This is a genomic window from Trichocoleus sp. DQ-A1, assembly GCF_039961955.1.
Classification (GTDB): Bacteria; Cyanobacteriota; Cyanobacteriia; order Cyanobacteriales; family FACHB-T130; genus FACHB-T130.
Window position 1 is genome coordinate 63,238 of sequence record NZ_JAMPKE010000006.1, and the last position, 22,775, is coordinate 86,012.

A 22,775-nucleotide genomic window follows, 5' to 3' on the forward strand; every position below is an offset into this window, starting at 1 on the left:
AAATCAAATTGTTTGCTCGTATCTTAATAAAAATTATTAAAATAGGGGGTTTTCGTAAATTTACGGAACGCCTAAAATTCTAAAAATATTTCAGTAAAATTACTGAGACTTGTTATTTCTATATAGTGCTATTAATTAAATTAATAGGCTTTTTTATCAGAAATATTTATAAATGTAAACTCTGGTTTTCGCTAAAGTCAAGCGAACTTTGCAAGAAGGAATCAAGAATTATGACCGCCCAACCTATGACGATTACTGCTTTTGCTAGCAAGCTGACTACTTTGAAGGAAGCTCGCTTTAGTGGGCGGCTGTTCCTGAAAGGTACTTTGGGGCGAGAGTGGATTCTTTACTTCTACCTGGGTCGGATTTTGTACGCAACTGGAGGAACTCATCCAGTTAGAAGGTGGCAAAGACATTTAGGAATAAATTGTTCTAATGTTAGTCCGAATCAACTTAGTTTACAAACTGATATTTCTGAAACTTCTTCCGATCTTAGCAAAAACTGTCGAGAATATTATTTGTTATGTTTATGGCTGAAGCAGCAAAAAATTACCCGCGAACAAGTTGTAAAAATAATTCAAGGCATTGTTCTTGAATTATTGTTTGACATTACTCAAGAAGTACCAAAAGCATTACAAATCAAGCAAGAAAATGCCTTAGCCCCCCAGTTGTTATTGATTGATGCCGAACAAGCGATCGCGAAAACTCAAGAAATTTGGCAAGCCTGGAAAATCGCTAAAATTTCTGATGTGCTTCCCAATCGAGCGCCATCGATCAAGCAACCAGAACAACTCCAACAAAAAACATCGCCTACCGTTTATAAATCTCTGACATTGTTATTAGATGGGCAAAGAACCTTACGAGATATTGCGGTTCAAACTAAGCGCAATGTTGCGGAAGTAACCCGATCTCTATTGCCTTACCTTGAAACTGGATTAGTAGAGTTAAATGATATTCCTGATTTAGCAAATCCGGTTTCCCCGACTTCTTCAGAATTAACTGCTAAAAATCCTCCGACTTCTTCAAGCAAAACACCCGCTCAAGCGGCAACTCGAAAACCACTCATTGCTTGTGTGGATGATAGCCCGTTGGTTTGCAAAAATATGGAAAAGATTCTTACGTCAGCCGGGTATCAATTTTTGGCAGTACCAGATTCGATGCGAGCGATCGCTACTTTATTAAACCGCAAACCTCATATCATCTTTTTAGACTTGGTAATGCCCAATACGAACGGCTATGAAATTTGTACCCAATTGCGTAAAGTTTCTGCTTTCCGAGATACCCCAATTATTATTTTGACAGGAAATGACGGTATCATTGACCGAGTCCGAGCTAAGGTTGTCGGAGCTTCAGATTTCATGGGGAAACCAGTCGATGCAGAAAAGGTGCTAGCGATAACCAACAAGTACCTCAAGCACCTCAAAAACAGTTCCCTCGTGGTCAGTTGATTTTTTTTTCCTAGGAGCGTTAATACAATGCATACTGCTTTAATCGTTGAAGATACCCTAACTGAAAGGGAAACTTTTGCTAGCTGCTTGCGACGAGGTGGATTAAATGTTTTAACAGCCAATACTGGAGAAGAAGCCTTAGAAAAAATCAGTAGCCATAAACCTGATGTGATCATTTTAGACGTTGTATTGCCCGGTCGTAGCGGCTTTGAACTCTGCCGCGAACTCAAAGCAGATGCAGAAACCAGCAAAATTCCAGTCGTGATGTGTTCCACCAAAAGCACTGATATGGATAAATTTTGGGGCATGAAACAAGGAGCAGATGCCTACATTCCAAAACCAGTCGATCAAGAGGAACTACTGCGTACTGTTAATCAATTAATTAAAGGTTAGGAAAAATCTTCGTCAGCACCGTCAAGAGACAAGCAATGGAATCTGAATTTTTGTCTGGAAACAAAGCTTTAATTCAACAATTTGAAATCCCAAACGCAGAACATAAAGCAGTCGTGGGAGAGCAATTTTTGCGGTTTCATCTTTTTCCGGACATTACCGCACTATTCCCCATGCACCAAATGACAGAGGTGCTGACAATTCCAGTTGGTCAGATTGTCCCCATTCCTCATATGCCAGCTTGGGTGATGGGAGTTTATAACTGGCGCGGTGAGATTTTATGGATTGCGGATCTCGGTCATTTGGTAGGGCTGACTCCCTTATACTTACAGGCAATTAACCGATCAACTTACACAGTCATTGTGATTCATGGGGAACAGCAAATCCTTGGTAAACAGCGAACTGGTAGCCAGATCACAGGAAAAAAGATGCTGGGATTGGTAGTGAATCGAGTCGAAGACATCGAAAGCTGCGATCCAGATTTAATTCAATCTCCTCCACAATCATCTGTCACCCCGGAATTGGTGCCATTTTTACGGGGATATTGGCTGAAATCAAATGGTGAAATACTGGTGGTTCTAGAGGGAGAATCCATCATGGCTGGAATGCCTAAGCCAGAAGTTTGAATGGCTGTTTGAATATCCAGATGTCTTTCTTTGGGTCTGGAATTTCAATTTTTTAACCTCTATCTATATCCCTTAATCAACTCAACTCGCCACACTCATCTACCTTTAGCAAAGTTTAAACTATGAAGACGCCTTCCGATCCTCAATCAGATACAACAAAAGCCAATATTAAGCGTCGTCTCCGGGGTCGCAAGACAGGTGTTAGCCATCAACCCCCTCCTCTTAAGCTCATTCCGAACCAACAAGATTTAAACGGATCTCAAAATCTTGAACAAAAGGTAGAGAACAAGGGAAAAGAGCAGCTAGAGCAAACAGAGCAAGACCAGCTTAACCCGCCGTCTCCACAACTGAATCTATCTAAAAGTCCCACGCTCCGCAGCCAATTGTTGAGGACAATCTTACCTGTGGTACTAGCACCGCTAGCGATCGCAGGTATCGTGAGCTGGGGGATGACGAATTATCAAGCATCTGGGCGCACCGAGACGAAATTATGGAATGACGCGATGCTATCCTCCAACTTGGCTGGCGTAAAGGTCAAGGATGCTTTGATTTCGTCGTCTTTGACAGAAAATTCCTTAACTATTGATGTTGCGCGTGCTGCTAACTTTGACGAACTAGCGGTGCCGTTGGAGCATGTGGGACTGAGTAACACTGAAAAAATTCAGATTTTGGCTCCGGCAAGCAAAGCCGTTATTAGTACCATTACATCTAACGGAGCGATCGCGCAGAAAGAAGTGTTGGGTGGCGATGCGGTTTTACAAACAGCCACCGCTCTGTTAGCCGAACTAGAAGTACAAAAGGCTAATTTTGGGGAAAACGCCACCCTAGGGAAAAAACCAAGCTACGTTGCCACTACAGGTCAACTCCAGGGACTTACCATTGTCCCTTACGTTCGCCAAGAGGGACAATTAGTTCTGAGTACTTCATTCGATCGGGACGGCAGAAAGTATAGCCTTGCCGCAGTTCCAGGCATCGATTTGGTCAGTGTCACCTCAATTGAGCTTTCGGAAATTGCTGCGGCTGGAAATGAGCATGGACTAATTTTTGTCCTAATTTTTCTTTCCTTGGGAGCCGTAGGTGCAGGCATTGTGGTGAGTTTAGCACGTCGCTGGTCTGCTCCTTTGAAAGAATTGACGGGTACATCAGAGCAGGTTGCTGCTGGAAATTTGGATGCCTACGTTGAACCTCGCGGGACTACTGAAACCCAAACTCTAGCTGTCAGCTTCAATAACTTGGTGGCACGAGTTAAAGACTTATTAAGCAAGCAAGAAGTTGAAGGCAAGCGATTACAACTGTGTGCCGATATTGCTACCAGTGCCAGAGAATCTCTCGATATCCATGAAGTATTCAAGAAAGCAGTTCAAGGCACGCAACAAATCCTGAATGCAGAACGAGTATTCATCTATCGCTTCAATCCTGACTGGAGTGGCTATGTTGTTGCCGAAGCCGTAGCGCCCGGATTGCCGACCTGCATGAAAATCAAGGTAGCTGATACCTACTTCACCTCTTCCAAGGTGGGAGTAGAACTCTATCGGAAGGGCCGCGTTTTTGTCATTGATGACATCTATAAAGCCAATCTCACACCTTGCCACATTGAGTTGTACGAGCGATTAAAAATCAAAGCCAATGTAATTACCCCGCTGATTAGCGGCGACAAACTACTCGGCTTGATGTGTACGCAGCAGTGTTCTAATCCTCGGACTTGGCAGCAGTCTGAAGTCGATTTCTGTACCCAGGTGTCCACTCAATTAGGGCTAGCCATAGATCGGATTGGCTATTTGCAAAAGCGGGAAGTTGAAGCTAAACAACAAGAAGTTGAAGCCAAGCGATTACAGTTGTGTGCCGATATCGCCACCAGCGCTAGAGAATCGTTAGATGTCAAAGAAATTTTCGAGAAAGCCGTTCAAGGAACTCAACAAATCCTCAAAGCAGAACGGGTGTTTTTGTATCGCTTCAATCCAGACTGGAGTGGAGATATCGTCGCGGAATCTATTGCTCCAGGTTGGCCTTCCTGCTTAAAAATGACCGTTACGGATACCTACTTCACCGACTCTCCAGCGGGGGTAGAACGATACCGCAATGGTCGCGTGTTTGTCATCAATGACATCTACAAAGCCAATCTTACGGGTTGCCACATTGAGTTGTATGAGCGATTAAAAATCAAAGCCAATGTGATTACCCCGATTGTCAGCGGTGATAAACTATTAGGTTTGCTGTGTACGCAGCAGTGTTCAAATGCTCGGAATTGGCAGCAGTATGAAGTCGATTTTTGTTCGCAGTTGTCTACTCAAGTCGGCTTAGCTCTAGACCGAATCAGTTTCTTAGAACAGAAGGAAGCTGAAGCAAAACAGCAAGAAGTTGAAGCTAAGCGCATTCAACTGTGTGCCGATATTGCTACTAGCGCTCGTGAATCTCTCGATGTCAAGGAAGTATTTGAAAAAGCCGTTGTTGGCGCTCAACAAATCCTGAATGCGGAACGGGTGTTTTTATATCGCTTCAACCCAGATTGGAGTGGGGATGTAGTTGCTGAATCAGTAATGCCGGGTTGGCCTTCCTGTCTAAAAATGACTGTTACCGATACTTACTTCACCGACTCGAATGTGGGGGTAGAAAGATATCGCAATGGTCGCGTATTTGTCATTAATGATATTTATCAATCTGGTTTGACTTATTGCCACGTTGAGTTGTATGAGCGATTAAGAATTAGAGCCAATGTGATTACCCCGATTGTCAGCGGTGATAAACTATTAGGCTTGCTGTGTACGCAACAGTGTTCAAATCCTCGGAATTGGCAGCAGTATGAAGTAGACTTTTGCTCGCAGTTATCTACTCAAGTCGGCTTAGCTCTAGACCGAATCAGTTTCCTAGAACAGAAAGAAACTGAAGCAAAACAGCAAGAAGTTGAAGCTAAGCGCATTCAACTGTGTGCTGATATTGCTACTAGCGCTCGTGAGTTGCTAGATGTCAAGGAAGTATTTGAAAAAGCCGTTGTTGGCGCTCAACAAATCCTGAATGCAGAACGAGTGTTTTTGTATCGCTTTAACTCGGATTGGAGTGGAGATGTTGTTGCGGAAGCGGTGACAACTGGCTTACCTTCGTGCCTGAAAATGACCGTGACCGATACTTACTTCACTGACTCGAATGTGGGTGTAGAAAAGTATCGCAAGGGTCGCGTATTTGTCATTAATGACATCTATCAAGCCAATCTTACAGGTTGTCACATTGAGCTGTACGAGCGATTAAAAATCAAAGCCAATGTAATCACCCCAATTGTCAGCGGTGACAAACTATTAGGCTTGATGTGTACGCAGCAGTGTTCTACTCCTCGGACTTGGCAGCAGTATGAAGTAGATTTTTGCTCGCAGTTATCTACTCAAATCGGCTTAGCTTTAGACCGAATCAGTTTCCTCAAACAGAAGGAAGCGGAAGCCAAACAGCGAGAAGTCGAAGCCAATTTGACACAATTGTTTGCAGATATTGCCAACAGCGCTCGTGAATCTCTCGATGTCAAAGAGGTTTTCGAGAAAGCAGTGATTGGCGCTCAACAAATCCTGAATGCGGAACGGGTGTTTTTGTATCGCTTTAACCCGGACTGGAGTGGGAATGTAGTTGCGGAAGCGGTGACGCCCGGATTACCGACCTGCATGAACATGAAAGTAGCAGATACCTATTTCACCGACTCAGAGGCGGGGGTAGAGTTGTACCGCAAAGGTCGCGTGTTTGTTATCGATGACATTTATCAAGCGAATCTCGCCCCTTGTCACGTTGAGTTGTACGAGCGATTAAAAATCAAAGCCAATGTGATCACCCCGATTGTTAGCGGTGACAAACTACTGGGCTTAATGTGTACCCAGCAGTGTTCAACCCCTCGGACTTGGCAGCAGTCTGAAGTCGCTATCTGCACGCAGTTGTCCACTCAAGTTGGTTTGGCGATAGACCGCATCAGCTATCTGGAACAGAAAGAAGCTCAAGCTACGCGATCGCAACTTTTGTCGATGATTACCCTCCGCATTCGGGAATCTCTGAAGCTGGAAGACATTCTGAATACAGCGGTCGAAGAGGTGCGACGCGCATTTAAAACAGATCGCTTAATCGTCTATCGCTTCGATGCGAACTGGGATGGGACGGTAATTGCAGAATCTGTAGCGACGGGTTGGATGCCCACTCAAGGAGTCAAAGTTGAAGATACCTGCTTGAAAGAGACGCAGGGGGGAAGCTACAACAAAGGGCGCATTCGTGCCATTGAGGATATTTATCAAGCGGGTCTGAACGAGTGTCACATTAAAATGTTGGAGCGCTTTCAAGTCAAAGCCAACTTGGTCGTGCCCATCGTAGTAGATAACGAGCTATTCGGCTTGATGATTGCTCATCAATGTTCGGGGACTCGCATTTGGCAGAAGGGTGAAATCGATTTGTTCACCCAGTTGACAACTCAAGTGGGTATTGCCCTCAACCAAGCGACGCTGCTGGAACAGATTCAAACTTTGCTGGCGGCGCAAGAGGAAGCGACCCGCCAACAATCTGCAAATGCCGAACAGCAAAGGTCAGCCAAGGAAGCCCTGCAAAAACGAGCGCTGGAACTGCTGCTGGAAGTCGATCCTGTCAGTAAAGGAGACCTCACCATTCGGGCGCAGGTGACTGAGGATGAAATTGGCACGATTGCTGACTCCTACAATGCCACGATCGGTAGCTTACGGAAAATTGTTAGCCAGGTGCAAACCGCCGCCAAACAAGTGGCAGCAACCACCAGCAGCAATGAAGTCTCTGTTCAAGAGCTATCGGCAGAAGCTTTACGGCAATCAGAGGAAATTTTAGCTGCTCTGGATCGAATTCAGGAAATGTCCACCTCGATTCGAGCGGTTGCTGCCAATGCCGAACAAGCGGAAGCTGCGGTTCAACAAGCGACGCAGATTGTGAAGGAGGGTGACGCTGCCATGAACCGCACGGTGGACGGGATTCTAGCGATTCGGGAAACTGTCGCAGAAACCTCTAAAAAAGTCAAGCGTTTGGGCGAATCTTCGCAAAAGATTTCCAAAGTGGTGAACCTAATTGGCACCTTTGCCGCTCAAACGAACTTGTTGGCGCTCAATGCTTCAATTGAGGCGGCACGCGCTGGGGAAGAGGGTCGAGGCTTCGCCGTCGTTGCGGATGAAGTGCGATCGCTAGCGCGGCAATCGGCGGCAGCAACGGCGGAAATCGAAAAGCTGGTTGCAGGCATTCAAGCAGAAACTAATGAGGTGGTAGCGGCGATGGAAGCGGGCACTGAGCAGGTCGTTACAGGGACGAAACTGGTGGATGAAACCCGCCAAAGCCTGAACAAAATTACGACTGCCAGCGCCCAGATCAGCGCCTTGGTGGAAGCGATCGCCCAAGCGGCTGTCGTGCAATCCAAAGCTTCCGATGCAGTCACCAAAACCATGACCGACGTGGCAGCGATCGCCACCAAAACCTCAACGGGAGCCACCGATGTATCGGCATCCTTTAAGGAATTGCTAGCGTTGGCGCAAGAACTGCAAGCAAACGTGGGTCGATTTAAAGTTAGCTAATGGGTAATTGGTAATGGGTAATTGGTAATGGGTAATTGGTAATGGGTAATTGGTAATGGGTAATTGGTAATGGGTAATTGGTAGGGAGAAGAATCCAGCCAATTATTAATTACTAAACCCCTTTTCCCCAATTATCAATTATCAATTCCCAATTCCCATACGCCTCTTCCCCAATTACCAATTACTAATTACCAATTACCAATTCAGTATTATGGCGCTCGACTCTGATATCCGCGACCAAGCCTATCAGTTCTTCATTCAAGAAGCTCCAGAGCTGTTGCAGGTCATCGAATCGGAACTGCTGACGCTCAAGACAGAGCGGACTACTGCTAAAATTCACAGTCTCATGCGTGCGGCTCACTCGATTAAAGGGGGATCTGCTTGCGTGGGACTCGAAACAATCAAAACGATAGCTCATCGCCTTGAAGATATCTTTAAGGCGCTCCACAACAAAGAGTTAGAGATTGATGCCGAACTAGAAAGCTTATTGCTGCAAGCCTATGATTGTCTCCGCCTCCCTTTAACGGAGCAGATTCTGGCGGGTCATTTCAACGCAGAACAGGCGATCGCGATCGCCGAACCCGTGTTTGCCAAAATTGAGGCACAATTAGGAGATTTCCTCACCGGAGAGGAAGTTTTACCCAATGCGGTGGAATTGGGAATTGATATCACCTTATCGATATTTGAAGTGGACGTGGCGCAAGAACTAGAGCGCCTCACTCATGTTTTAGCCCATCCTGAAAGCAATCAAGTAGCCGGAGAATTGCGGGCACTCGCTGATGTATTTACCGGCATCGCAGAATTATTAAGTTTGCCAGGATTTGGAGCGATCGCGCAAACTACTTTGGCGGCGCTCGATGCTCATCCCGAACAAGCCTTGCAGATTGCTAAACTGGCATTAGCTGATTTTCTAGCAGCTAGAGAAGGCGTACTCGCAGGCGATCGCTCGCTTGGCGGTTCTCCCTCTACCGCTTTAACAAAACTTGCTGCTACTTCTCCAGTTCAAACTTCCCCTGGATCAACGGTTACAGGCGTCCAACTGGCTTCCGAATTAGAGCTACTGACACTGACTGAAGATGAAGAGGAATCAGCGCTCTCCTTTTCCTTTTCTTCTATTGAAGATATTTTTGGTAGCTCTGTCCTCCCTTCTGAAATCAATGAAGATTTCCTAGACGTTTCGGCACTATTCACATCTGAAGAAATTTCCGAAACCGAGTTAGGCATTCCAGGGGAAACGCTAACTTCTATCGCTGCTTTCGACGAAATTCTTGATTTCTCAGATTCCAGCCTATCAACTCAAAATCAACTCCCTCTTCTCAAAGTTGATGAACCTGAGCATCTAACCTTAACTACAGATGAGGAAAGTCTCAAACCAAACTTAGACGAGCGAAAACAGAAACAAACTTCAGATAAAATTTTTAAGGATTCAAAATTAACAGCAGAAATTACAGATTTTTATAATAATTTATCTTTCGACGGGCTGAAACTTCCGGCGCTACCAGCAGCTAATCTAAATCAAGAATTTGAGTTAATCGCTCAAGAAGAAATCCTCGCTTCCCCTCCTTCTCTAGATGAAGTTTTTGGTAGTTTTGCCTCAAATTTACCAGGGATTGAAATTGAAAACTCATCCTCTTTTGAAGTAGCTGAGCCGATGGCGCTGATTGAGGAAATTCCTGAATTAGAGCTAGCTGTTGAAGAAACTAACCTAGTTACTATTTCTCCCCCAGCTCCAGAACTACACTCAGAATTAATTGCAACAAAATCCTCAACGAATATTCAAGCAGTTGTTCAGGAAATCGAGCAATTATTTGACAGTTTGCTTTCCGTAACCGAGCTTCCGGTCAATCTAGCCAACACAGAAAATTCGCCTCAGCTAATTCAGGCTGAAATCGACAAAGCAGCGTCTAAAAATTCTAAACCCGCTAAATTGCCTGCTGCCAAAGACAAGAAGAAAGAAGCCATTGTCCCTACCAATTCTACTCCCCAACTTTCTGTTCGAGTTGATCTAGATCGACTGGAACGAATGAATAACTTGGTGGGTGAACTTGCCATTAACCGAAACGGTCTTTTCCTCCAAAACGAACAACTGCAAGCAACGGTGCAAGAACTGCTGCGGCGGTTTACTAAATTTCAGGAAATCGCTAATCATCTGCGCGATTTATCAGACCAGATGATAGTGGCTCCAGAACGCCATTCTATTGCGTCAGACCAGCAAACTTTCATACCTCGAAAAGCAGAAAAGCCGGATGTAAAAACGCGATTTCCTGCGTCTGAAACCGAGGAAAATATAGAGCATAATCCCCTGTCTTCTAGCACCTCTACACCCCTAACTTCTTCGTTTGACTCCCTAGAGATGGACAGCTATGGAGCATTGCACTCAATGGTGCAAGAGAGCCTCGAAGAGATGGTGCAACTCGAAGAAATCGTCGGGGATGTGGCACACTTAGCTGGACAGTCAAGCCAAACTTTAGAAAGTCAACGTCAAATGATCGCCCACTTGCGGGATGATTTGATGTGGGCGCGGATGCTTCCCCTGCGCGAAGTGTTGAGCCGCTTTCCTAGAGTTTTGCGCGACCTTTCCACAAAATACAAAAAGCCAGTCGAGCTGAAATTAAGCGGGACGGGAGTTTTAGTTGATAAAGCCGCTTTAGAAAAACTCAACGATCCTTTACTGCACTTGCTCCGCAATGCCTTCGATCACGGGATTGAGCCACCAGAAGTACGCCGTCAGCAAGGGAAACCGGAGCGGGGTCAGATTGAAATTCAGGCTTATCATCAGGGGAGTCACACGATTATTGAAGTACGGGATGACGGTCAAGGAGTCAACCTAGAACGCATCCGTTTGAAAGCACTAGAGTTGGGGTTGCTTTCACCAGAACAAGTGGCTACAACTTCAACCACTCGACTTTTAGATTTACTATTTGAGCCAGGATTTTCCACTGCGGCTCAAGTCAGCGAACTATCGGGTCGAGGTGTGGGATTAGATGTGGCGCGATCGCAACTGCGATCGCTCAAAGGTACCATCACGGTCACGACCACTCCTGGAAAAGGTACCACCTTTACGTTACGCATCCCCCTGACGCTGACGATTGCTAAATTACTCGTCTGCTTGGTTGGTTCCACTGCTTACGCCTTCCCAGCTGACAGCATTGAAGAGATCGTCATTCCGAAAACTGACCAGATGAAGCACTCTGGAAAACAGAGATTCTTGCACTGGCGCAAGCGAATCGTTCCTGTCTATCACTTATCAGAATTACTGGACTATAGTTGTCCGTTGCCTGAATCAATTCCCAGCCAAGCTTTAGTCGCCGTTCCCACTCCCGAAGCTTGGGCACCACCGATGCTGCTAATCCGCCGAGATAACCAAATTCTTGCCTTAGAAATCGATCGCTTGGTCACAGAGCAAGAATTGGTGATCAAACCCTTTGGTGCAGCGATCGCGCCTCCAAGTTATATTTACGGTTGCACGATTTTAGGAGATGGGAGCCTGATTCCGGTAATTGATGGGGCAACGCTTCTCACCCAGATGGTTGGGCAAAGTAAGAATGCGATCGCTACGACTACTTTCACCGATCTGCCAACTGCTTCCCCCATCCAAACTGCATCAATTGACAAAACTAAAGTATCCGCAAACACAGCTAAATCGCCTTTGATATTAATCGTAGATGACTCGATTACCCTCAGACAAACTTTAGCTTTAACACTCCAAAAAGCAGGATACCGCGTCTTACAAGCAAGAGATGGACGGGAAGCCATCGAACAGTTACAGCAAAATTCCAACATTCAAATGGTAGTTTGCGATGTAGAAATGCCGAATCTAAATGGCTTTGAATTTCTTAACCATCGTCGTCAAGATCCGCAACTATCGAAAATACCTGTAGCAATGCTGACTTCCCGCAGTAGTGAAAAACATCGACAATTAGCAACTCACTTGGGAGCCAGTGCTTACTTTAGCAAACCTTACTTAGAGCAAGAATTCTTAGCAGCCCTCAAAGCCCTTTTTGAAAAAAGTGGATCTTTAGGAGCTGCCGTTCGTAGCTCATAATAATGGGAGCATCCCAATGTTTTTAAAAATATCTATTACAGTCCAGAAACCCACCCCACCCCTCTGGGTGAATCGGGAGCGATAAATCCTACTTTTCCCTGAAAAAAAGGCATGAATAGCACTTTAATCAACTCAACCCCCCCGGATTTCGATCGGTTAGATGTTTCCGCGTCTGTACCCGCTATTAAAGTGCTTGTGTTTAGCATTGGTAGCTTAAACTTGGGTTTGCGGATTGAGTCTATCTACAAAGTGCTGAATTCTACCCAAATTTTTGGCAGCGGACTGAATGGAGTCGGTATTGCTCATGTAGGCGATCGCGAAGTGACTGTTTTGAATCTACAGCAGCGGTTATTTTCATCCAACTCAACCCACGAAACCCTTCAGGGAGCCTATCTGATCGTTCTTCAAAATACCGAAAGTGAATTGTATGGTATCCCCGTTGAAACCGTTCCCGCTTTGATAGATGTACCCTTATCCACGATTCGAGTCTTACCCGAATCCTTTCGTCACGCTAACACTCTGGGGATAGCCAGTCACGTTGCTGTCATTTCTCAACCAGAAACTTCTCTAACCTTATTTCTGTTAGATATTGATACAACAACAAAACTTTCTGGGGGCAATTTCGCTCTGCCACCTGCTACGGACGAGGAGACACGGCAGCATCAATAATACTCGGTTGGAATAGGTAGGAGTTAGCGATCGCATCCTCATCTCCTGAAGCGCGATCGATCTCATTAATTGATATCGACTCAAAACAAAATCCCCCAGTACCCTAAAACAGAGGGGTGCTGGGGGATCAAAATAATGAAATTGCGATTAGCGGATTGGTGGACAGGGAACGGGTGGAAAACCTCCCGCCTCAATCACGAAGTCATCGAAATCCTCATCTTTTCCTGGTTGGGGTAGCCCTGTATCATCCCAAGCGATGCGAACGCCAGTAATCTCTTCGTTCGTGCCACCATCTAAACTGCCATTAAACGCAGCTGCCAAGTTAGTGGTGGATCTGACACTGCGGCGAGTTTGACCCGTAGGGCTAACAGATTCCAGGTAGAAAGCATACCGGGTATTCGCTTTAAAAGTATATTCGCTGAGTCGATTTTCTACAGCTCCCCCATCAACTGTCCCCAGAAAATCGATTGCCGTGCCAATATTATTTTGACCGGGCGAAGAAGGCTGGGGCTGTTCGCTTCCGAAGTCGTCATAGGGTTTGACTTCCTGAAACAGCACGGTCTCTTCACCAGTATCTAAATTGACAACGCCAAGCGTTGATCGATAAGCTCCGTGGGACTCTTTGAATTCAAATTCAATCGTTGTATCTACCGGGAACTGGACAGCTTCATTTCCAAACAAATCTTCAGCGTGAACGGGCGTTGCCACACCCATAAACCCAGCCGCGATCGCTCCCAGCAGCCACTTGAACCCGGCGGTTCTACCGTTTTTACGCTTCATCTGCCTCATCGTATTCTTGCTCCTGCTCACACTAGAATGACTCTGCAACTGACAACCGAACCGCTACCAAGTCCGCAAACCGGAGTTGGCTCTGGAAAGGTCTTTTTGCTGCAAAGTCGTTCTCAAGTTTTCGACTTCTGTCCTTAACTCCTCTAGACGCTGACACGCTTGGGGAACCGGGGGGGGTGTTTGAGGCTGTCGAGTAAACCGGCGCGTAGTAGGAGTTTGTTCCGTCAGAGCAGCCCCGCAGGCTTGAAAGGCTGTTTCTGACTCTTGGTTAAGCCGGGTAATATTTGCCGTTAGTTCCGGATCTAACTTGTCATCAGTATCAAAAACGGGTGCCGTATTGTTCCAGATATTCGTTCCCGTGATATCAGAATAACTACGGTCGGCTCTCGCAGGCGCAGCCATACCCAGCGCCACAATTGATAAGCCAAAAACCCAACCCAGAGATTTTATGGTGTGCATTTGGGGTACTCCTCCTTAAAACTTCAATGCTGTCCCAACACCTAATACAAATCGAGAGCCATCACCCGCACCCGCAACGTCGCGCAAGGCTGGAGTAATCACAAAAGGAAAGTTTTTGAAGGGAGCGATGGAAAGACCCAATGCTAAGTCCTGTCCTGTCCATTCCGCAATCAAACTAACAGGTCGAACAACGCGAACTGCCAAATTTCCAAACACGTTGATATTGTTTTCACCCGCATCAACCGCACCGTTGGAACGGAACTGTCCATCGCCGACACCAACCGTAAAAGCAACGCGGCTGAAAGCATCATTGAGAGATTCTCGCGTTCGGAATACTTTGGTAACAACTCCATATTTGGATTGTTCAAAGTCGTTGTGACCAATATTTAAAAAACCATTCCAGCCTAATGCTGCTGATACATCTCCCCCAAATCGACGATGCAGCTTGCCATTAAAACCACCTTCGCCGAAGCTGTCATTTGTCGCTAAAGCGTAGGATAGTTCTACCCCGACGGCTTTATCAGCATTGCCTAAGCCGATGCCGATTCCCGCAGCCCCCACAGAACCACTATCTTCTCGCACGTTGGGTTGATAGGTGCCGCTGATAAAGGCGGTGTTTCTATCGGCACCATAGCCAACTGGGATATAAATGCTCAGGGCGGGCGAAGCTTCAAATTCCTCGATGGGTGCTGGCAACGCTAGCGGCGCAACAGGTTCCGGACCCGGACAGCGTTCTGTAGCCGGTGTGCTTACTTCTTGAGCAACTTGATAAGTTGCATTATCTAAGGATTTAACGTTCTTGATTCTTTGCGAGGCACAGGTATTTCTGGCTTTCGGTTCCGTTGCCATTGACTGGCTGGTTTGTACCGTTGACGAGTTAGCGATCGCCTCATCTGGACGGAGTGCCTCAGCCTTGGATGTAAATACACCTCCACTGGGTATCGTTCGTTCATTTACAGCCGCTTCGTTAACAGTTTCCCCGTTTCGGAAGGAAGCTAAGTCAGAAGCTTTCCTCCCGGATTCCTCAGATGCAGACTGGTTAATGTCAGAAGCTCTTGATAACTGGGAGAGGAGGTTATTTGAGGGAAGCGCCGCAGTTTCAGGGATTTCTTGCAAATCAGTTTGGGGAGCAGCCGTCAATGCCGGAAGTTGCCTTGCAGCGAATCCTGGGGCATTCTGAGAAGGCGATCGCGCAAATTCCTGCCTGGATGCCAATCGTGGTTCTGGTTGGATTTCTGGGGCAGCGATCGCTGCCATACTCCTGGGAGTGACCATCGGGGTGGCAACACTCCCCTCATCGGTCACGGCTGCCTGGGGAGAACCTTCGGAACTCGGACTTTCACTTGCTTGGGCTGTCATCCCTCCAGCCACAAAAGCAGCTAAAGTACAAACAGCAACATGAGGAAAACGCATAAATTAGCCCTACTAAACTCACACCGCTCCAATTGAGAAGTCGGTCTTCCCAAATCGTTGAATAGATACTTATACAGAGTTGGGCGCGTGTATCCGCAGTGATAATCGCGCAAATTTTGCCTCGATTTGAGTAAAAATCATCGCTTCAAATCCCGATCGCCGCTTCCTCTCCCTTCAGCGCGATCGCGTTAGAGAAGCGAGGCGTTAGCCGCACGCTGAGTTCTCAGTTCGCTCCCCTATCCCTCACCGGATAAACTAGCTGTGTCGATATCTATATTTACGGCATGATTGTTTTTGTTGCCCTGCTAGCTTTCTACGTTGCCTGGAATCTGGGCGCAAACGACGTTGCTAACTCGATGGGAACGTCGGTGGGATCGAAGGCTGTCACCCTACGGCAGGCATTGGTGATTGCCGGAGTGTTGGAATTTACAGGTGCCGTGCTGTTTGGTCGTTCCGTATCGGAGACGCTGGCAACCGGGGTTGTCAATCCAGAACTGTTCGCTGCCGTACCTCAGATGCTACTGATTGGCATGGTTTCGGTATTGATAGCCTGTGGCGTCTGGCTGCAAATTGCCACCAGTCTGGGCTTGCCAGTCGCATCATCTCATGCGGTAGTCGGCGCGATCGCTGGTTTTAGCTGGGTGGCAGCGGGTGTCGGTGCCATTGATTGGTCATTAATTGGTCTAATCAGCTTCGCCTGGGTGATAACGCCGGTCATCAGTGGCACGATTGCCGCGTTATTCTACAGCGTTGTCAAGCGTTGGATTCTCGATCAACCCAACCCACTTTTTCAACTGCGCGAATGGATCCCCTGGTTGAGCGTGACGTTGCTGGGCGTCTTTGGGGTGATTGTTCTACCCTCTGTGAGTCAACCCATCGATACCTGGCTGACAAATCGTTTCGGCATCAACCTTCCTGCCCACGATATCCCTCTCTTGATTGGCGCGATCGCATCAGTTGGCCTTACCCGGTTCATCTGGCGACAATTAGCCCGCGAGGAAGCAGAGCAGCTTGTAGACACAAGGGTTATCGCGGGAGCCAATGAGACGGACAACCGCGAAATCCCAAACTCCCAATCTAAAATTCTCAATCCCATTGAGCGCCAGCTAGCACGGTTTCAGCTATTAAGTGCCTGCTTCGTCGCCTTTGCCCACGGTTCCAATGATGTTGGCAACGCGATCGCTCCCTTAGCGGCGATCGTTTATATCAATCGCACAGGTTCCGTTCCTATCACTGGCTTTAGCATTCCCCTCTGGATTCTAGTATTGGGCGGTGCCGGTATCGTTGCCGGTCTTGCCGTCTGGGGCAAAAAAGTCATTGCGACAATTGGAGAAGGCATTATTGCCCTCCAGCCGAGCGGTGGCTTCTGCGCCGAACTCGCAACCGCTACGACCATCTTGCTTGCTTCCCGGCTCGGCTTGCCCGTCTCCACCTCCCACGCCCTTGTCGGTGCTGTGGTTGGCATTGGTGCAGTCAAAGACTGGAAATCCATCCGCTTCCAAACGCTGCAATCGATTGGACTCGCTTGGCTAATTACCCTTCCCATTAGTGCGGGTTTGGGGGCAATTATCTTTCTAGTTATCCGTCAGATAGGGGGACAATTCGGAATTTTCCACTTGATGGATTCAATTTAAAACTTTACATCCCCTCTCCGGTTGCCCGATTGGGATACACTCTTTCTGGAAGGAGTTTCTAGGCGGCGGCTGCTACCCTGTTGGGGAAAATGCGTCCGCGTCCAAAAACTCGATCCTAAATGCCAGCGATCAATTGGCTTTCAGGCAGGGAGACACGGCGCTGTTTCATCCGCGTATTACAAAGCTCAAACCTCTGCTTCTAAACGTGGCGCGAACTTTCTTCCCCCTTTTATTGGGGCTTTAGGGATCAAAATATTAGACTTCTTGCAAAAGTTGTCTGAACCCTCCAAAAGTCTCTCGCTCGCGGGAAGAAGAAACTCCCTCTTTGTTCTTCAATATGTCGAGGGAGGATAGTGTCTAAGTAGTTTTTCTTGCAGTCACTGCAAGATTCAACAGTCTAGAACAAAATTAAATTCACCAGAAAAATCTCTTAAAAATCACCAGAATTTTGGAGTAATCTGTCAGGATTGATGACAAAACATCAAACACTTTCCTTCATCAGAGAAACAACACCTAGTTGAGCAAAATCACATCCATCAGAAAGTGTATCTGCCAAAATATCAGAAATACTAACAAGACTTAAGTAGACTAAGTTAAAACTACACTTCGTTATAGCCAATCGTACCGAGGTTATACGCTAATGGGGCAACTGGACAATCTACCGGAAAATAACAACACCGGAAATGCTACGGCAACAGAGGCTCTTTTGAGGGCGATGACGCAGGAACTTGAGAACCTGAAGCAAAATCTCATCGTCCAGTTGAATCAAGACGTTGAGCGGCTCCAGGCTGAGAAATCCCGGTTGGTCGATGAGATCAATCATCTACAAGCTCAGCGTCAGCAATTACCCTCGTCCCAAAGCTCTCTGCCTCAAGAACAAATCGATCAGGATCAGCAGCAATATTTAGTCGGGCAACTCACCCAAGCGATCGCAGAACACCTGCAAGATCTGCTGATGCAACGGCTGTCCCTGCAACCAGGCAGCTCCTATCATCCGCAAATTGGCACTAGCAGCGCCAATTTGCCACCCTCGGCAAATGACTACAACGACAGTGCTTACCGAATCCTCTCTTCCTTGGATACAACCCTAAGAACGACTTTTAAAACACTGCAACAAGACATCAGCAGCTATCAAAGTTCGTTCTCCCAGCAGCTGTCACGGATGCACGGCTTGGAGCAACAAGGAGAAGCAATTTTAGAAACTCTCGTCAATCGCCTGCACGAACAACTGCAAGCAGAAAGCGATGCGCTGCCATTAGTACCATCAGAGTCAGAGGTGGGAGGGCAAGCTTATAGCGATCGCAAACAGCCTCCAGAAGCGAATGCGATTCCGTTCTCGGTTCCGGCTGCCCCGCTACCACCGCCACGCCAACCTAAACCAAGCTCCCAAGGTCAGTTAGGGTTATTGTTGATTTTAATTTCTACCGTGGCGCTGTCGGTTCATAACGTGGTTGTCCAAATCATTGGCAGAGAAAGTCAAATTTTTAACTTGTTTTCCTTGGGAGGATTCATCAAGCTAGGTTTGGGCAACTCGCTGTTAATTTTGTGGTTCCGCATGATGGTGGTGCTGCCTTTAATGGCTTTACTTGCCATCGTTCTCTATCCCAACGTGTGGAGGGATATTAAGAAGTTTTTATTAGATCCAGACCGGCGCGGACTTTTAACGGTAGTCGGGAGTGGCTTCTTCCTGTTTTTGTCGCAAGTCCTGATTTATATCGCCATCCCCCAAATTGGCCCAGGGGTTGCAGTGACAATTCTGTTTATGTATCCAATTATTACAGTCCCGCTGGCGTGGCTGTTTTTTGGCGATCGCCCCACCTTCCTGCGCGTTGGAGTGATGTGCACGATTTCCTTGGGTGTTATCCTCGCAGCTTGGCCTAAAATCTTCCCGGCAGTTAATAGTGGGGTGGCAAGCATTTCTGGGGTGGGAGTTGGCACCGCCGCCGCCTCAGGAATCGCCTTTGCCTTCTACCTGATTTTTATGCAGCTTGGCTTTCAAAAGCTTCACCCCGTCCCCGTCAGCTTGGTTCAGTTTACAACAATCTTTGTCCTGGCTAGCATCAGTCTGATGTTGCCATTACCAGAAAATTTGGCTGTTCAGGTTATCCCGGATAAGCGCCTGGGTTTGATTATCGGCGGCGTTGTCTTGGGGATATTAACTCTAGCAGGCTATTTGTTAAATAACTTTGGCGTTCGCTTCTTGGGTGCCGCACGAGCCTCAATCATCGCCTCTAGTGGGCCTGTATTAACGGCAGTTTTGGCATTTTTGATTATTCCGAGCGCTCAGAATGCTTTACAGCCGATATCAATTTTCGGCATCGTACTGGTGACGCTGGGAGTGTTTGCCCTAAGTTTTGAGCGGCTGCTGGTTCAAAACAAGGCGCAACCCGCAAAATAAACGATGCTGTTGGTTAATTGATTCGTCTTAGGGTGGGTAATGCTCACCCTTTTTTTATTGTTTTTTATTAGGCACTTCTAATTTATTCAAAACGCGCGATCGCGTCTTTCTCTCTAGTCAAATTTGAATCCGATCGCTCTTACCCCACCAACGTCAACACTCCTGCTGCAAAATCAAATACCAATCGCTTTTTCTGCTGGGGATTCACGCGCTGATACTGAAGCGCTCCCCAAAAATAAATATCGCCCCAGAGGATACTTCTAGGGCGATAAGCCTCTCAGCAATGCTGAGTTTTGATTTTCAACGGAGAGGGTGGGATTCGAACCCACGTTAAGTTGCCCTAAACAGCATTTCCAGTGCTGCGCCTTCAACCACTCGGCCACCTCTCCAGAGGTTTATTTATTTTGAAATGTGCAACTCAAAGCTGCGATTTTTAATAATACACTAAAACTATGACGAATTACCACACCATTCGGATACGCAATCGCCAAACCGGCACTCACCATGACCTTCAGGTGCCAGAAGATCGCTATATCCTATCTAGCGTCGAGCATCAGAGCGTCGAGTTGCCTTTTTCCTGTCGCAATGGCGCTTGTACCACCTGTGCCGTGCGCGTCCTCTCAGGGGAAATCCATCAGCCAGAAGCAATGGGGCTTTCTCCGCAACTGCGCGACAAAGGCTATGCTCTACTATGCGTAAGTTATCCTCGCTCCGACTTGGAAGTAGAAACTCAGGATGAGGATGAAGTTTACGAACTCCAGTTCGGTCGCTATTTTGGCAAGGGCAAAGTCCGTTTCGGTTTACCGCTGGATGAAGAATAACCAAAGGCGATCGCGAAAAACAAAAAGGCAAAAGAATTTTCTCTTTTGCCTTTTGGCTTTTGGCTTTTGGTTTTTCTTGGTCGGTTGCCAAGCGAAAGAAGTTCCGACAGGCGTCACCGTGAAGGTGGAGCGGGTTGTCACCGGACAAACCCTGGAAGTGCTGGATACCAGCAAGCAATCCGCTTTGGTAGAGCGAGTGCGGCTGCTGGGAATCGAGGCACCCGACATGAAACAGCAGCCTTGGGGATCGGCGGCTCAAGAGCGGCTCAAGCAGTTGATTGGCGGACAATCCGTTTTGTTAGAGTCGGATGGATCGAGCAAAGACCAGTTTGAGCGCCGGTTAGCTTATGTGTGGAAAGATGGGGTATTGCTGAACGAGCAGATGGTGGTAGAAGGGTATGTGTTTGTACCGCGATCGCTCAACAACAAATATGACCAACGGCTCACCACCGCTCAAGAATATGCTCGAATTATGGGCAAGGGCATTTGGAACCCAGAAAAACCCATGCGCTGGACTCCAGCAGAGTTTCGGCGTCAAAATCGCTAACGGCTCATTGCGAATGGCTAATTATTCATTGTTCAATGCCATTAGCTATTAGCCACAAATATGACACACCATACCCCTGACCAACTGCAAATTTTTCTAGATATTGCCACCGAGGCGGCGCTAGCTGCTGGTGCCGTCTTGCAAAGCTACTGGGGCAAATTAGAAGCCGTTGAAGAAAAAGGACGTCCAGGCGATCTCGTAACCGAAGCAGATAAAGCCGCCGAAGCCACCATTCTTTCAGTCATCAATCGCCATTTTCCCCACCATCAAATCCTGGCAGAAGAATCCGGGCAACTGGGAGATACTAACAGCGAATACCTCTGGGCAATCGATCCCCTAGATGGCACCACAAATTATGCTCATCAGTATCCCTTTTTCTCCGCCTCAATCGGGTTACTGATTGACGGAGTTCCCCAAGTCGGTGTCGTTTACGATCCATTTCATCAGGAGTTGTATCGCGCTGCCAAAGGCTTAGGAGCCACTTGCAACCGGAGGAGCATCCGAGTTTCCAAAACAGCCGAGTTGAGCAAAAGCTTGCTTGTCACCGGCTTTGCTTACGATCGACGCGAAACCGCAGACAATAACTACGCTGAATTTTGTCACCTTACCCATCTCACTCAGGGTGTCAGGCGCAGCGGTTCCGCATCCATCGATCTCGTGTATGTTGCCTGCGGACGCCTGGATGGTTACTGGGAAAGGGGTTTACAGCCTTGGGATCTGGCAGCCGGAGTGGTAATCGTGGAGGAAGCCGGGGGCAAAGTCAGCGCCTACGATGGGAGTCCTTTAGCGATTCATTCCGGTCGGATTTTGGCGACAAATGGTTATCTACACCCACAGCTCAGTCAAGAACTTTTGCAAATTACACCTCTAAGTAGATGGCAATAAGTAGATGGCAAAGTGCTAAAAATCAGGCTTCTCTGTAAGCAAGGTCACACATAGGTTTCGCAAGGGAAGTATATTAGAAAGAATATTCGGCTCTGACGGTGGGACAGCGGGCTATGTCATTTCGGATCGACCGTGGACTGTTCAAGTTTGATTTCACAGACCACCACGCAATTTTAGGGGTGCCAGTAGATGCAGGCGTCAATGACATCCGCAAACGGTATCTCAAAATTGCCCGGAGATTGCATCCGGATAGTTGCAAGGCTGAAAACGAAGCAGAAAAACAGCGTGCCAGCCAGATGTTGTCAAAATTGGTAAATCCTGCCTACGAGCAACTGTCTCAGGATCGCACGCGGGCAGAATACGTGGTTATGGTCGGGCGTATGGGTAAGCGCTTGGCTGGGGAAGGGGCGAACGCTCAACCCCAAGGTGAAACCGCGAAACAGTTAGCTCAGGCGGGGGGCGATTTAGAGCATTCCTACAAAACGGCACTGCAAAAGCTAGCACAAACGCAATATGAATCTTTGAGCCAAGTCCTAGAAGTGACGGCTCAAATCAGCGAACTGAATATGGTTTATCTGAGGCGGAAGGGGGGTTCTGGGGTAGCAACCCCGATGATGTCAGATAAACGTCCTGCCACGGGGGCTGCTGGCGGAAATGCATCGCCGCCCCCAGCGCCGCCCCCACCGCCACCAACACCAACACCATCATCAGTGGCGGAACCCTATTTCCGTCGTGCTGATGAGTTGATAACGAAGAACCAGTTTGCGAAGGCGGAGATAGAGTTGCGGGAAGCCCTGAAAATGGAGCCGAACAATAGCCGTTGCCATAGCTTATTAGGGATGGTTTATTTAAAGCAAACTCCCCCTAAGGTGACAATGGCGAAGGTACATATCACCCAAGCTTTGAAATTAAACCCTCAAGATCCGATTGGGATAGAGGGCAAACAGGCACTAGACAAGCTGGCACAAAAAGTTGCGGGTGGCAAGACAACGACGCCGCCTAAGCCAGGGCAGGGCAAGCCAGGGCAGGGCAAGCCGGAGGATAAGTCTGGAGGCGGTTTATTTGGTATGTTTGGTAAGAAGAAATAAGAAAGCGATTTCTTCCA

15 protein-coding genes and 1 tRNA gene are annotated in these 22,775 nt (G+C 47.4%); 12 read left to right on the forward strand and 4 right to left on the reverse strand.

All coding sequences use genetic code 11. From position 1 onward, the window contains the following. Positions 1 to 230: 230 nt before the first annotated feature. From NDI33_RS08335 to NDI33_RS08360, 6 genes are all read left to right on the forward strand, one after another. On the forward strand, positions 231 to 1,448 hold the full coding sequence (locus NDI33_RS08335) for a response regulator (RefSeq protein WP_190673585.1): 1,218 nt from the start codon (positions 231 to 233) through the stop codon (positions 1,446 to 1,448). A 27-nt stretch (positions 1,449 to 1,475) separates the two neighbouring features. After that, positions 1,476 to 1,841 (forward strand): response regulator, encoded by a 366-nt coding sequence (locus tag NDI33_RS08340; RefSeq protein ID WP_190412983.1) that lies wholly within the window; start codon positions 1,476 to 1,478, stop codon positions 1,839 to 1,841. Between the two features lie 35 nt (positions 1,842 to 1,876). Beyond that, positions 1,877 to 2,464, forward strand: coding sequence for a chemotaxis protein CheW (locus tag NDI33_RS08345; RefSeq protein WP_190673588.1), 588 nt, complete (start codon positions 1,877 to 1,879; stop codon positions 2,462 to 2,464). 122 nt (positions 2,465 to 2,586) lie between these two features. Beyond that, positions 2,587 to 8,010, forward strand: a complete 5,424-nt coding sequence (locus tag NDI33_RS08350; protein ID WP_190673591.1) for a GAF domain-containing protein — start codon at positions 2,587 to 2,589, stop codon at positions 8,008 to 8,010. Between the two features lie 211 nt (positions 8,011 to 8,221). Further along, positions 8,222 to 12,055 carry a response regulator gene (locus NDI33_RS08355; RefSeq protein ID WP_190673594.1) on the forward strand — a complete coding sequence of 1,278 codons (3,834 nt, stop codon included), beginning with the start codon at positions 8,222 to 8,224 and terminating at the stop codon, positions 12,053 to 12,055. 111 nt (positions 12,056 to 12,166) lie between these two features. Continuing rightward, positions 12,167 to 12,724 carry a chemotaxis protein CheW gene (locus NDI33_RS08360; protein WP_190673597.1) on the forward strand — a complete coding sequence of 186 codons (558 nt, stop codon included), beginning with the start codon at positions 12,167 to 12,169 and terminating at the stop codon, positions 12,722 to 12,724. Between the two features lie 147 nt (positions 12,725 to 12,871). On the opposite strand, the gene NDI33_RS08365 is transcribed toward NDI33_RS08360, so the two are convergent. The 3 genes from NDI33_RS08365 to NDI33_RS08375 form a co-directional block, all read right to left on the reverse strand. Beyond that, a complete protein-coding gene (locus NDI33_RS08365; protein WP_348245628.1) occupies positions 12,872 to 13,504 on the reverse strand; it encodes a hypothetical protein in 633 nt (210 codons plus the stop codon). A gap of 63 nt (positions 13,505 to 13,567) precedes the next feature. Beyond that, positions 13,568 to 13,972, reverse strand: a complete 405-nt coding sequence (locus NDI33_RS08370) for a hypothetical protein (RefSeq protein ID WP_190673604.1) — start codon at positions 13,970 to 13,972, stop codon at positions 13,568 to 13,570. 15 nt (positions 13,973 to 13,987) lie between these two features. Continuing rightward, complete coding sequence (locus NDI33_RS08375) at positions 13,988 to 15,385, reverse strand: hypothetical protein (RefSeq protein WP_190673605.1); 1,398 nt, start codon at positions 15,383 to 15,385, stop codon at positions 13,988 to 13,990. Positions 15,386 to 15,669: 284 nt separating this feature from the next. Here NDI33_RS08375 and NDI33_RS08380 point away from each other — a divergent pair, with 284 nt between their 5' ends. After that, entirely contained in the window at positions 15,670 to 17,019 is a 1,350-nt protein-coding gene (locus NDI33_RS08380) for an inorganic phosphate transporter (protein ID WP_190673607.1), read from the forward strand. Between the two features lie 640 nt (positions 17,020 to 17,659). Beyond that, on the forward strand, positions 17,660 to 19,417 hold the full coding sequence (locus tag NDI33_RS08385; RefSeq protein ID WP_190673610.1) for an EamA family transporter: 1,758 nt from the start codon (positions 17,660 to 17,662) through the stop codon (positions 19,415 to 19,417). A 304-nt stretch (positions 19,418 to 19,721) separates the two neighbouring features. Here the strand turns inward: NDI33_RS08385 and NDI33_RS08390 are convergent. Beyond that, a tRNA-Ser gene (locus NDI33_RS08390) sits at positions 19,722 to 19,806 on the reverse strand. 63 nt (positions 19,807 to 19,869) lie between these two features. On the opposite strand from NDI33_RS08390, the gene NDI33_RS08395 reads away from it, so the two are divergent. The 4 genes from NDI33_RS08395 (at position 19,870) to NDI33_RS08410 (ending at position 22,758) form a co-directional block, all read left to right on the forward strand. Beyond that, positions 19,870 to 20,238, forward strand: coding sequence for a 2Fe-2S iron-sulfur cluster-binding protein (locus tag NDI33_RS08395; RefSeq protein ID WP_190414758.1), 369 nt, complete (start codon positions 19,870 to 19,872; stop codon positions 20,236 to 20,238). Positions 20,239 to 20,290: 52 nt separating this feature from the next. After that, positions 20,291 to 20,785: a thermonuclease family protein gene (locus NDI33_RS08400; RefSeq protein ID WP_242033038.1), complete on the forward strand. Its 495-nt coding sequence runs from the start codon at positions 20,291 to 20,293 to the stop codon at positions 20,783 to 20,785. A gap of 60 nt (positions 20,786 to 20,845) precedes the next feature. Next, the gene (locus NDI33_RS08405; protein WP_190427486.1) at positions 20,846 to 21,670 is read left to right on the forward strand and encodes an inositol monophosphatase family protein; all 825 of its coding nucleotides are present in this window, start codon (positions 20,846 to 20,848) and stop codon (positions 21,668 to 21,670) included. A 113-nt stretch (positions 21,671 to 21,783) separates the two neighbouring features. Continuing rightward, on the forward strand, positions 21,784 to 22,758 hold the full coding sequence (locus NDI33_RS08410; protein WP_190673613.1) for a J domain-containing protein: 975 nt from the start codon (positions 21,784 to 21,786) through the stop codon (positions 22,756 to 22,758). Positions 22,759 to 22,775: the final 17 nt, after the last annotated feature.

What these genes read in the sequence shown, in the direction of transcription:
- NDI33_RS08395 (WP_190414758.1), top strand. Translation starts at nt 19,870, where the DNA reads ATGACGAATTACCACACCATTCGGATACGCAATCGCCAAACCGGCACT.
- NDI33_RS08370 (WP_190673604.1), bottom strand. Translation starts at nt 13,972, where the DNA reads ATGCACACCATAAAATCTCTGGGTTGGGTTTTTGGCTTATCAATTGTG.
- NDI33_RS08350 (WP_190673591.1), top strand. Translation starts at nt 2,587, where the DNA reads ATGAAGACGCCTTCCGATCCTCAATCAGATACAACAAAAGCCAATATT.
- NDI33_RS08405 (WP_190427486.1), top strand. Translation starts at nt 20,846, where the DNA reads ATGACACACCATACCCCTGACCAACTGCAAATTTTTCTAGATATTGCC.
- NDI33_RS08345 (WP_190673588.1), top strand. Translation starts at nt 1,877, where the DNA reads ATGGAATCTGAATTTTTGTCTGGAAACAAAGCTTTAATTCAACAATTT.
- NDI33_RS08410 (WP_190673613.1), top strand. Translation starts at nt 21,784, where the DNA reads ATGTCATTTCGGATCGACCGTGGACTGTTCAAGTTTGATTTCACAGAC.
- NDI33_RS08360 (WP_190673597.1), top strand. Translation starts at nt 12,167, where the DNA reads ATGAATAGCACTTTAATCAACTCAACCCCCCCGGATTTCGATCGGTTA.
- NDI33_RS08335 (WP_190673585.1), top strand. Translation starts at nt 231, where the DNA reads ATGACCGCCCAACCTATGACGATTACTGCTTTTGCTAGCAAGCTGACT.
- NDI33_RS08365 (WP_348245628.1), bottom strand. Translation starts at nt 13,504, where the DNA reads ATGAAGCGTAAAAACGGTAGAACCGCCGGGTTCAAGTGGCTGCTGGGA.
- NDI33_RS08375 (WP_190673605.1), bottom strand. Translation starts at nt 15,385, where the DNA reads ATGCGTTTTCCTCATGTTGCTGTTTGTACTTTAGCTGCTTTTGTGGCT.
- NDI33_RS08380 (WP_190673607.1), top strand. Translation starts at nt 15,670, where the DNA reads ATGATTGTTTTTGTTGCCCTGCTAGCTTTCTACGTTGCCTGGAATCTG.
- NDI33_RS08355 (WP_190673594.1), top strand. Translation starts at nt 8,222, where the DNA reads ATGGCGCTCGACTCTGATATCCGCGACCAAGCCTATCAGTTCTTCATT.
- NDI33_RS08340 (WP_190412983.1), top strand. Translation starts at nt 1,476, where the DNA reads ATGCATACTGCTTTAATCGTTGAAGATACCCTAACTGAAAGGGAAACT.
- NDI33_RS08385 (WP_190673610.1), top strand. Translation starts at nt 17,660, where the DNA reads ATGGGGCAACTGGACAATCTACCGGAAAATAACAACACCGGAAATGCT.